Raw genomic sequence first — 10,081 nt, forward strand, 5'->3', positions numbered from 1 at the left:
GAGGGTGGGGGCGGGGCGGAAGCCCTTGAAGAACGCGTCACCCATCAGCGGCCCGGCGCCCGACGCCAGCGCCACCGCGTGGAAGCGATCGCCACTGCCCTGGGCGCGCACCACCAGCGAGCCCGCGCCGCGCACGGAGGCGGGCGCGTCCGGCGCGGGGGCCTGGCGCTCCACGCGCTCGACATGGCGGGGGAGGAAGCGGGCGCCCTGGGCGCTGGCCGCGGTGGCGAGCACGTCCCGCACCTGCTCCAGGCCGCCCAGGCCCTGGGGCCAGCCGTCCACCACCCAGAGGCCACCGGGCGTGGAGGACAGCAGCTCGCGCCGGCCCTCGGCGATGACTTCAATGCCGCGCAGTTCATGGGCGCGCCATTCGGAGGGAATGCGGCAGCCCAGCGCGGCCAGGCGTGAGCGGCATTCCGGCGTCAGCACCGCCGGCGGGGCGGTGCGCTCCTGCGTTCCTCCGGAGTACACGCGCACGTCCAGCGCCAGCCCCCGGGCCCTCCCGTTGAAGAGGAGTGAGGCGGCAAGCCCCGCTCCGGCAATGCCGCCTCCCACCACCGCCACCCTCGAACCCGTCGCCAGTCTGTTCCCCAGCATCATCCGCGCCCTCGCTGCTGCCCCGCCGTTGCCTGCCTCACCGCGCCCCGTTCAGTGCCGCTGCGCCGGAGGCGAATTCGCGGGCCTGCCGAACACGACGACCCGGTCCCGCCCCTCGCGCTTTGCCTCGTAGAGGGCCGCGTCCGCCGCCTTCATCAGCGACTCCGTGTCCTCGCGGGGCCCTTCGAAGGTATGGTCGGCGATGCCCACGCTGACACTCAGTCCGAAGGGGGCAGGGCGGCCGTCGTTCTTCTGGACGCCGACGGCGCGCAGCCCGGTGCGGATGCGCTCGGCGAAGACGGCTGCCTCCAGCGCCGTCTGGTGCGGCAGCAGCGCGACGAACTCGTCGCCACCGAAGCGGGCCGCGAAGTCCGACTCGCGCAGCTCCTGCTTCAACTGGTTGGCCAGCGCGAGGATCGCCCGGTTGCCCACGTCATGGCCCATGCCGTCGTTGATGGCCTTGAGGTGGTCCAGGTCGATGATGACGACGCTCAGCGGGTACTGATAGCGCTGGGCCCGGCGGAACTCTTCTTCCATCCGGAGGGTCAGCGCCCGGAAGTTGGCCAGCCCCGTGAGGCCGTCTGTCTGCGCGAGGATCTGCAGCCGGCGCTGCTGCTCGCTCTGGCGCAGCGCCCTGTCTATCCGGGCCAGCAGCTCCCGCGCGCTGGCCGGCTTGTGGATGAAGTCCACGGCGCCCATCTCCAGGCAGCGCTCCAGCGTGGCCTCGTCCGCGTCACCCGTCAGGAAGATGACGGGCACCGCCTCCGTGCGCGGCTCGCGCTGGAGCAGCTCCAGCACCGCGAGCCCGTCTCCGCTGGGAAGGAACCTGTCCAGGAGGATGAGGTCCGGGCGGTGCTCCCGCGCCAACTCCAGCCCCGCATCCGAATCCGGTGCGGCGAGCACATCGAAGCGGACGGCGAGCAGGTCCACGAGGCTCTCGCGGACCTGGGCGTCGTCTTCGATGACGAGCAGAAGGGACCGCTCGGAGGTCCGGCCGCGCCGTTCCATGCACCACTCCGCTTCACTCGGCTGCTGCGAAATGGCAGGCCGAAAGTCTCGGGTGCCACGCCCTTCCGTGTGCTCCCAACGCCCTTGCGCCCCACGCGCATCCGCCGCCGCCCGGTCCTGCAAGCACACCCCAATGCCCACAACCTTCACCCGAGACCTCCGGCTGCCAAGCCTGTCAGGCTCCGCGAGACGGGGCCTCTCCCCGCCATCCGTGAGCACGGTGCGGGAGCAAGCACCATGCCCCGCGGTGGGGGAGGGCAGTCAGAGTGTTTCCGGGCGGTTGCGCACCCTCTGCGTCACCCTGTTGTACAGGGTCGGAAGACGTTGCAGCGCGCCGAGGGGCAGACCGGTAGATATTCCCGTGCGCGGGCAGACGCTCGAAGGCCGCGCGACGAGCCGCTAGCGTCGGGTGTTGAACTGCATGCGGCGGCCGCCCATGGGGGGCATGACCGGCGGCGGCGCCTCGAGCCCGAACTGCCACCACATGGGCTCGTACGGCTTCATCTTCAGGCGCTTGTCGTTCTGGAGCTGGGAGAGGCTGCCCTTGAGCTTCTCGTCCTTGGGGTTCTCCTCCACGCCCCGGGCGAGCACGCGCAGCGCGCCGTCCTTGTCCTTGTTCTGGAGCAGGCACCAGGCATAGGCCGCCCAGACAATGGACTCCTTCTTGCCGCTCTTCGTCGCGGACTCGAACGCCTTCTTCATGGCGTCGAAGTCCTTGCGCTGGAAGTACAGGGCGCCTTCCATGGCCTTGGCCATGTAGTTGCGGCCGCTGCCCCTGGCGAAGGCGGCCTTGGCGCCGTCGTGGTCCTTCACCATGTACTTCAGCATGCCGATCTGGGAGTGAAGCTCCGGACCGACCAGGAACTGCCACTTGTCGTAGACAAGGCCCTGCTCCAGCGTCTTCACCGCCCGGTCCACCCGCGACTGGGCGTCCTTCTGGCTGCTGGGCTGGGACTGAAGGTCCTTCTGGACCACCGTCATCAGCGCCTGGACGCGGCTGGCCACCCGGCGAGCGAGCACGATGTAGGTGCCAACGAGGGCCAGGACTCCGGGGACGAGCCCCGCCCAGATGGAGAAGCCGGCGACCTTCACCAGGAGCGCGACGGCGATTCCCACACCGAGGGAAATGAGAAGGTTGTACATGGGGGGCCCCTCTTAGCGATGTGCGTGGAGCACCGCAATCTTCGGATGCACTTGGTATCAAGTCGCGGTATACGTCTGCTCGTCGCGACAGCAGGGGGCCCTCTGTCGAAATTGGTAGACGAGGCGGACTCAAAATCCGCTGCGGCTGACCCCGCGTCCCGGTTCGAGTCCGGGGAGGGCCATCATCCGAAGGGCAGGACCGGCGCGCTGCTCTTGCGCTGGACGCGCCCGGTCCTGATAAAGGACAGGCTCCAGCAGGTAGGGGCGGCGGAGGTCCCCCGTCAATGAGGGTGTTGCTGGTCGAGGATGACGCGAGCCTGCGGGAAGGCATGGGCGAGCTCATCTCCGAGCTCGCGGAGGTCCATGCGGTCGGCACCGGGGAGGAAGCGGTCGCGGCCCTCCAGGCCGAGCGCTTCGTCCTGGTCATCAGTGATCTGCGCATCGCGGGGGGCGAGCTGGGCGGCCGGACGGTCGTCGAGGCGGCCCGGAAGCGCCAGCAGGCGGTGGCCATTGTCAGCGCCGCGACGCCGGACGAGGTGATCCAGACCGTCCAGCCTCAGGTGGCGGACGCCATCCTCCTCAAGCCGTTCCAGATCGACGACATCTACGCCCTGGTGGAGCGCTTCATCGCGCTGCGTCAGGACGTGGAGCGGCTGGCCACCCAGGGCCAGCGGCCTCCCGCGGGCGCCTGGTCGCCGCAGGGCGCCCACGTCCAGCTCGCGCGGGAAGACGCGCTGAAGGCGGTGTGGGTGTCGGTGACGGCGGGAGGTGACTTCAACGGGGCGTTCCACCCGACACCCGGGGGCGTGGGGATTCAGGTGGTCGAAGGCGTACTTGAAGTGGATGGCGTGTCGCATGCGGCGCCCGGGTATTTCTTCCTGGGGGCCGGGCAGACGCCTCGGATGCGCAGCCCGGCGGGCTGTCTGGTGGTGGGCGTGGGACTGAAAGGGCAGGGCTGAGGCACGTGGATTCCGTCTGGCCGGCAACGCCCGTGGACCCGGAGCGCCTGGGTCGTCCTTCTCGTCGTGGTGCGACGGCGGCACTCGAGGCCCATATCGCGGTGCTTCGCGGTGAGCCCTTGAAGGCCGCGCTCGCCAACGCCTTGCGAGAGGCCAATGGCCTGGGCGGCCAGGAGCGGCGCTTCACCGCCATGGCCGTGCGGGAGCTGTCCCGGCACCAGCGCCTGCTGGACCTGGCGGCCCGGTTGCTGGGCCACACCATGGGAAAGGTGGGGCTGACGGAGGACCAGGCGCTGGTGCGTTATGCCCTCTGGCGCCGCATCTTCTGTGGCGAGGGCTGGACTCGCATCGGTCCCGAGGTCCGGCTGCCGGGGCCCGTGCGTCCGCGCACCATCAAGGACGACCTGCTCCAGCGCGTGGTGGAGCAGCCGCTGCCGGAGGCGCCGCTGCCGGAGTCCCAGACGGAGCGGCTGGCCCTGCGCTACTCGTTCCCCAACTGGTTGGTGCAGCGCCTGGCCCAGGTGTACCCGGAGGACGTTTTGGAGGGACTGCTGGCGTCGCTCGATGAAGAGCCGTCGCTGCACTTCCGCGCGCGGCCCCCGGGGACCCGGGACGCGGTGCTGGCGGCGCTGAAGGAGGAGGGTGTCAACGCCGAGCCGGTGGCCGCGGCGCCGGACGCGGTGCGGGTGATGGACTCCAGCCACCGCGTCTTCGAGACGCGGATGATGAAGTCCGGCCGGCTCCAGGTGCAGGACGTGGGCAGCCAGCTCATCTCCGAGCTGTGCCGTCCCCAGGAGGGCTCGCTGGAGGGCTTCACCGTGGCGGACGTGTGCGCCGGCGCGGGCGGCAAGACGCTGGCGTTGGCGGACTTCGTCGGGCCCCGGGGCAAGGTGCTGGCCGGGGACCGCTCGCGGCGACGGCTGGCCGAGGCGCGCGAGCGCGTGCGCCACTTCTCCCTGCGGCAGGTCGCCTTTCCGCATCCGCTGCCGCTGTCCGACGCGGACGTCCTGCTGATTGACGCGCCGTGCAGCGGCACGGGCTCCCTGGCGCGCGAGCCGGATCAGAAGTGGAAGCTCACCGCCCAGGAAATCTCCAAGTACCAGTCCACGCAGTCGGAGCTGCTGGAAGAGGTGTCACGCCAGACGAAGCCGGGTGCACTCATCGTCTATGCGACCTGTTCGGTGATGCCCGAGGAGGGCGAGGCGGTGGTGGAGGCCTTCCTCGCGAAGCATCCGGAGTTCACGCTGGAGCCGGTCGAGGACGTCCTCGGCGCGGAACGGGCGGCGCTCGCCGCGCAGGGCCCCTATCTGAAGGCGCTGCCTCCCAAGGTCCCCGGGGGAGGCTTCTTCGCGGCCCGGCTGCGGAGGACAGGGGCGGGGCCGGGTTGACAGGCTCCGAGAGCGCACGCTACGCAATCGTTGATTTCTCAAGGAGTGTGACTGACTTGGCGGCCGACTCGAAGCAGTCCGAGGTGGTGAAGCAGATCAACGAGGCCTTCCAGGCGGCGCAGGCCCGGCTGGCCGAGCTGCGCGAGGCCGTGGAGCGCAACACGGACCTGGCCCGGGCGAACGCTCGCACCACCGTGTTGAAGGATCACAAGGAGAAGGCGCTCAAGGAGCTGGGCGAAGCCGTCTGGCGTCAGGTCCAGAAGGGCCGGCTGGAGCTGCCCGCGGGGTTCGGCGCCGCGCTCAAGGCGGTGGAGGCGGCGGAGCAAGCGGTCGAAGCGCACGCTCGCGAGCTCACCGATCTCCTCCGGGAAGGGGACGAAGTGGCGGAGCGGTTGAAAGAGCAAAAAAACGCACCCAGGCCTCAAAGAGTTCTGGTGCCTGGAGCGAAGAAGCGGTAGAAGGCACCCACTTCGCCGGTCGGGCCGCTCCCCAAAGCGGCTCAGCAGCAAAAGACGGGGCTATAGCTCAGCTGGGAGAGCGCTTGAATGGCATTCAAGAGGTCATCGGTTCGATCCCGATTAGCTCCACTCTGAAATGAAGAGGCCCGCCAGGGAAACCTGGCGGGCCTTTTTGTTTTCCGTGTCGCGCGGCCTGCGTGGCGCACGAAAAAGGCCCGCCAGCGGGGCGCTGACGGGCCTTCGGGCTCCGGCGTCTACCGTCGAGCCGCCTACGCCTTGCCGGCGAAGATGGCCATCACGTCCTTGAGGAGCTTGATGGACTCCGCGTGCGGACGCTGGAAGGCGTTGCGGCCCATGATGGAGCCGAAGCCGCCGCCGGCGTTGATCTGCTTGATCTCCTCCAGCAGGGCGTCGGTGCCCTTGGCCTCGCCGCCGGAGAAGATGACAATGCGCTTGCCGTTGAAGGCGGAGCGGACGACCTCGCGGACGCGGTCCGACAGCGTCTTGGTGGCGATGCCGGCCTTCTCGAAGGCCTTCTTCGCCTCGGCCTGCTCCAGGTGGTCCTGCGGCGGCTTCACCTTGATGACGTGCGCGCCGAGCTGGGCGCTGATCTGCGCCGCGTACGCCACCACGTCGATGCCCGTCTCACCCTCCTTGGACAGGCTGCCGCGGGGGTAGGCCCAGAGGACGGTGGGCAGGCCGTAGGACTTGGCCTCGGCGATGATGTCGCGGAGGTCCTCGTACTGCTCGTTGCGCGCCCCGGAGCCCGGGTAGATGGTGTAGCCGACGGCGGTGCAGCCCAGGCGGACGGCGTCCTTCACGGAGCTCGTCACCGCGGACATGGGGTGGGGCACCTTGGCCAGGCTGTCGGAGTTGTTGACCTTGAGGATGAGGGGAATCTCACCCGCGTACTTGCCGGCCACCGCCTCCAGGAAGCCCAGCGGCGCCGCGTAGGCGTTGCAGCCCGACTCGATGGCCAGCTGGATGTGGTAGTCCGGATCATAGCCGGCGGGGTTCGGACCGAACGAGCGAGCCGGGCCGTGCTCGAAGCCTTGATCGACAGGGAGGATGACGAGCTTGCCCGTGCCGGCCAGCGTGCCGGTGTTCAGCAGCCGGGCCAGGTTGGTCAGCGTGCCGGGGTTGTCGGACGGGTACCACGACAGGATCTGCTTGACGCGATCGGTATGGGGCATGTGTGGGGATCCTCTGTCTCGGGAACAGGGCGCAATCTGCTGCATGCGTCACGTCCTACCAACTCCTTTTAACGCGCGAGTGTCACGGGTTCCACGACAGGGCGCACCCCATCGCCGACCGGGCCGCCCATGGGACGAACAACACCGGTGACGGCTCGATGCCGAACGGACATGCTGCGGCGCCGTGGGGTTCTCGGATATGGGGAAACCCACAAGGCGGGTTGATGCGCAGACACCTGGATCATGGCGTGACAATGGCGCTGGTGCTCGCGGCGGGCGTTGCCGGAGCGCAGCTCACCCCCGGATCGGTCGGGACGGGGAGCAGCCCTTCATCGGGCAGCACCGGAAGCTCGCCGACGCCTTCCACGCCCGCGCCCGGAGCGACGCCCGCGCCGGCGACACCCGACCTGGGGACGCCGGGGTCCGACGCGCCCACGACGGTGCCCGGGACGGGGGCGCCGGAAGGGACGCGGCCCACGCCGCGCGTGGGCACCGGGGGTCGGGAGCTCCCTCCGAGCCCGCCGGGCATCGCCCCCAGCTCGATTGAGGAGACGCCGGGTTCCTCCCAGCGGGGGCAGGCCATTTCACCCGCGCCAGCCCTGGCGCCCTCCGCCGAGGCGGAGCAGGTGAAGGACGGCGTGGCGGAGGCGGCGGACTCAGAGGCGCAGCCGGCGCGGCGGGCGCCGCTCACGCTGGCGCAGCTGGTGGCGCGGGCTCGTGAATCCGACTCCCGGGTCGAGGAGGCGACGGCGGAGCTGCGCAAGTTCCAGGCGCTCTACCAGCAGGCGCGCTGGGCCTGGTTCCCCAGGTTCGAAATCACCGTGGGCGCGGGGGGCCCCACGCCCGAGGCTCGCAACGACGGCCTGGGCGGACCGCCCACCACGGAGGCCACCCTCAAAGGCGACCTGAACTTCGGCCGCGTCGGCGTGACGATGTTCTCCACCGGCAACGCGGTGCTGCCGCTCTATACCTTCGGCAAGCTGACGGCGCTGGAGAAGGCGGGCGCGCAGGGGCCGGTGGTGGGGGCCGCGCTGCGCGAGCGCATGCGCAACGAGGTCGGCTTCCAGGCAGCGCAGGCGTACTTCGGCTACCAGCTGGCGCGCGACGGGCTTCAGCAGATTGAAGAGGTGTCGAAGCGGCTGGAGGACGCCGGCCAGCGCATCGACAGGTTGCTCAAGGAGGACTCCGCCCAGGTGTCCGCGGTGGACTCGTACAAGGTCCGGTTCTTCCGGCAGCTTGTCGAGGCGCGCAAGGCGGAGGCCCTGCAGGGGCGGCAGCTCGCGCTCGCCGCCATTGGCCTGCTGGCCAACGCGGGACCCGACGACGCCGTGACGGTGGTGGAAGAAGACCTGGCGCTCGAAGAGGACGTGCCGGTGCCCAGCCTGGAGCAGGCCCTGGTGCGCGCGGAGCAGTACCGTCCGGAGTTCACGGCTGTCGCCGCGGGCATCGCCGCGCGCGAGCAGGAGGTCTTCATCCGCGAGCGCAGCTACTACCCGGACCTGGGCCTGGCCGGCTTCTACGACGTGCGCTTCACCACCAGCGCCACGCGGCAGCGCACGCCCTTCGCCTTTGATCCATTCAACGACCGCACCGCGGGCCTGGGCCTGGTGATGCGGGGGACGTTCGATATTCCCATCAAGGATGCCCAGCTCGAGCAGGCCCGCGCGGAGCTGGACAAGCTGCGCGCGCAGGAGAAGCAGATTCGCGCGGGCATCCGCCTGGAGGTCGCCAAGGTGCACGGCGAGCTGGTGGCCGCCTGGAGCCGCGCCCGGGCCTTTGGCGAAGCGGAACGAAATGCCCGTCGGTGGGTAACGGCTGCCTTCACCGCGTTCGACCTGGGGACCGGTGACACCCGTGACCTGGTGGACGCTTTCACGGCCTATGCCCAGGCTTCAGGTGACAAAGGCAAGAGCTGGCACGACGTTCGGGTTGGAATGGCCGCCCTTGCGCGGGTAACCGGGGCACCGCTGGCCCCGAGTGAATAACCATGCGCTCACCACTGTCTTCCCTGTCGTCCTTTCACCCGGAGCCCATTGAATGATTGCTTCCCTGCTTGCCGCCACCTTGCTCGCCGCCGCGCCCGGCCCGCTGACGGTCGTCAAATCCGGGAACGCGGACGTGCAGAAGGCCGCCAACGCGTCCGGCGCCACCGCGCAGTCGCTCGCCAGCGTGGTGGAGAAGTTCGTCGACTTCGAGGAGCTGGCGAAGCGCGCGCTGGGTGACAAGGCCTGGGCCGGCCTCAAGCCCGCCCAGCGCAAGGAGTTCACCGACACGATGACGGGCCTGCTGCGCGCGTCCTATGCCCAGAAGGCCCTGGGGCAGGCGCAAGCGCAGGTGAAGTACGGCGAGGAGGGCATCGACGGGAACGAGGCCTCCGTGGGCACCACGGTGACGGTGAAGAAGGACGCCGTCCCCGTCGAGTATCGCCTGTACCGCACGTCGGCCAGCGGGGCGTGGCGCATCTACGACGTCATCACCGACGAGGTGTCGCTGGTGGACACGTACAAGGGACAGTTCCGCAAGCTGCTCGCCGACAAGGGCTTCGACGGCCTGCTGTCCACGCTGAAGAGCAAGCGGGCGCAGCTGGAGAAGGAGAACGCGGCGTCGGCGGAGAAGAGCGCGGGGCAGACGGCGGTCCCCTGACGCCCAGCGCGGTCCGCGTCACCTCGCGGTACGCGGCCAGGGTGCCAGCCAGGCCCTGGGCCAGGGGGATGGTGGGCAGGAAGCCCAGCTCCTGGCTCGCGCGCTCGGTGGAGCACGTCCACGCGGGGCACCGCATCTCGCGCACCTTGTCCCGGTTGAGGATGGGCACCGTGCCGCGCAGGCGGGCCACGGCCTCCGAGCCCAGCCCCACCATGTAGCTGACCGTCTGCGGCACGGACAGCACCGCGGGCCGGCCCTTGCCGAGCGCCCCGGCCATGGCCGCGCAGACGTCCTCCCAGGAGTGCTCCACGCCGTCGGACACGGCGTACACGCCACGCGCCGCGTCCTCCTTCGTCACCGTGGCGCCGCGCTCCGCGGCCGCGAGCAGGGCGGTGCACAAGTCGTCCACGTGGATGAGCGAGTAGCGCTTGGGGCCGAAGCCGCTCTTCAGCGCCAGCCCCAGCTTCGCCATGGGCAGCAGCGACGGGAGGAACTCCACGTCACCGGGCCCATAGACGATGGGCGGTCGGACGATGACGGACGGGACGCGGTCCGCGAGCGCCCGCACCGCCTCCTCTCCGCCCAGCTTGCTGCGGCCGTAGAGGGACACGGGCGCGGGCGGGTCCTCCTCGCGCCGCGGGCGCCCGGGCGTGGACGGACCGGCGGCGGCCAGCGACGAGCAGTACACCAGC

At 70.1% G+C, this 10,081-nt stretch carries 8 protein-coding genes, 2 tRNA genes and 2 pseudogenes; 7 read left to right on the plus strand and 5 right to left on the minus strand.

Going from position 1 to position 10,081, the window contains the following annotated elements:
* The 3 genes and pseudogenes from G4D87_RS26315 to G4D87_RS26325 form a co-directional block, all read right to left on the minus strand.
* Positions 1–600, minus strand: a pseudogene (locus G4D87_RS26315) (response regulator); the annotation flags it as partial.
* 48 nt (positions 601–648) lie between these two features.
* The gene (locus G4D87_RS26320; RefSeq protein ID WP_163785137.1) at positions 649–1,605 is read right to left on the minus strand and encodes a GGDEF domain-containing protein; all 957 of its coding nucleotides are present in this window, start codon (positions 1,603–1,605) and stop codon (positions 649–651) included.
* Positions 1,606–2,004: 399 nt separating this feature from the next.
* On the minus strand, positions 2,005–2,748 hold the full coding sequence (locus G4D87_RS26325; RefSeq protein ID WP_163785139.1) for a tetratricopeptide repeat protein: 744 nt from the start codon (positions 2,746–2,748) through the stop codon (positions 2,005–2,007).
* A gap of 96 nt (positions 2,749–2,844) precedes the next feature.
* Between G4D87_RS26325 and G4D87_RS26330 the strand changes: the two genes are divergently transcribed.
* The 5 genes from G4D87_RS26330 (at position 2,845) to G4D87_RS26350 (ending at position 5,682) form a co-directional block, all read left to right on the plus strand.
* A tRNA-Leu gene (locus tag G4D87_RS26330) sits at positions 2,845–2,930 on the plus strand.
* A gap of 102 nt (positions 2,931–3,032) precedes the next feature.
* Entirely contained in the window at positions 3,033–3,707 is a 675-nt protein-coding gene (locus tag G4D87_RS26335; protein ID WP_163785141.1) for a response regulator, read from the plus strand.
* Positions 3,708–3,808: 101 nt separating this feature from the next.
* Complete coding sequence (locus G4D87_RS26340) at positions 3,809–5,095, plus strand: RsmB/NOP family class I SAM-dependent RNA methyltransferase (protein WP_163785152.1); 1,287 nt, start codon at positions 3,809–3,811, stop codon at positions 5,093–5,095.
* A gap of 56 nt (positions 5,096–5,151) precedes the next feature.
* Positions 5,152–5,553 carry a hypothetical protein gene (locus G4D87_RS26345; protein WP_240358626.1) on the plus strand — a complete coding sequence of 134 codons (402 nt, stop codon included), beginning with the start codon at positions 5,152–5,154 and terminating at the stop codon, positions 5,551–5,553.
* Positions 5,554–5,609: 56 nt separating this feature from the next.
* A tRNA-Ala gene (locus tag G4D87_RS26350) sits at positions 5,610–5,682 on the plus strand.
* 140 nt (positions 5,683–5,822) lie between these two features.
* Here the strand turns inward: G4D87_RS26350 and G4D87_RS26355 are convergent.
* Positions 5,823–6,746: a class I fructose-bisphosphate aldolase gene (locus tag G4D87_RS26355; RefSeq protein ID WP_163785145.1), complete on the minus strand. Its 924-nt coding sequence runs from the start codon at positions 6,744–6,746 to the stop codon at positions 5,823–5,825.
* Positions 6,747–7,000: 254 nt separating this feature from the next.
* Between G4D87_RS26355 and G4D87_RS26360 the strand changes: the two genes are divergently transcribed.
* Both G4D87_RS26360 and G4D87_RS26365 read left to right on the plus strand, forming a co-directional pair.
* Positions 7,001–8,731, plus strand: coding sequence for a TolC family protein (locus G4D87_RS26360; RefSeq protein ID WP_240358627.1), 1,731 nt, complete (start codon positions 7,001–7,003; stop codon positions 8,729–8,731).
* 52 nt (positions 8,732–8,783) lie between these two features.
* Complete coding sequence (locus G4D87_RS26365; protein ID WP_163785149.1) at positions 8,784–9,389, plus strand: MlaC/ttg2D family ABC transporter substrate-binding protein; 606 nt, start codon at positions 8,784–8,786, stop codon at positions 9,387–9,389.
* 22 nt (positions 9,390–9,411) lie between these two features.
* On the opposite strand, the pseudogene G4D87_RS40150 reads toward G4D87_RS26365, so the two are convergent.
* Positions 9,412–10,081 (minus strand): annotated as a pseudogene (locus G4D87_RS40150) (NAD-dependent epimerase/dehydratase family protein); the annotation flags it as partial.

Source organism: Myxococcus vastator (assembly GCF_010894475.1).
GTDB classification, from domain to species: Bacteria; Myxococcota; Myxococcia; order Myxococcales; family Myxococcaceae; genus Myxococcus; species Myxococcus vastator.

What these genes read in the sequence shown, in the direction of transcription:
- G4D87_RS26320 (WP_163785137.1), bottom strand. Translation starts at nt 1,605, where the DNA reads ATGGAACGGCGCGGCCGGACCTCCGAGCGGTCCCTTCTGCTCGTCATC.
- G4D87_RS26325 (WP_163785139.1), bottom strand. Translation starts at nt 2,748, where the DNA reads ATGTACAACCTTCTCATTTCCCTCGGTGTGGGAATCGCCGTCGCGCTC.
- G4D87_RS26335 (WP_163785141.1), top strand. Translation starts at nt 3,033, where the DNA reads ATGAGGGTGTTGCTGGTCGAGGATGACGCGAGCCTGCGGGAAGGCATG.
- G4D87_RS26355 (WP_163785145.1), bottom strand. Translation starts at nt 6,746, where the DNA reads ATGCCCCATACCGATCGCGTCAAGCAGATCCTGTCGTGGTACCCGTCC.
- G4D87_RS26360 (WP_240358627.1), top strand. Translation starts at nt 7,001, where the DNA reads ATGGCGCTGGTGCTCGCGGCGGGCGTTGCCGGAGCGCAGCTCACCCCC.
- G4D87_RS26365 (WP_163785149.1), top strand. Translation starts at nt 8,784, where the DNA reads ATGATTGCTTCCCTGCTTGCCGCCACCTTGCTCGCCGCCGCGCCCGGC.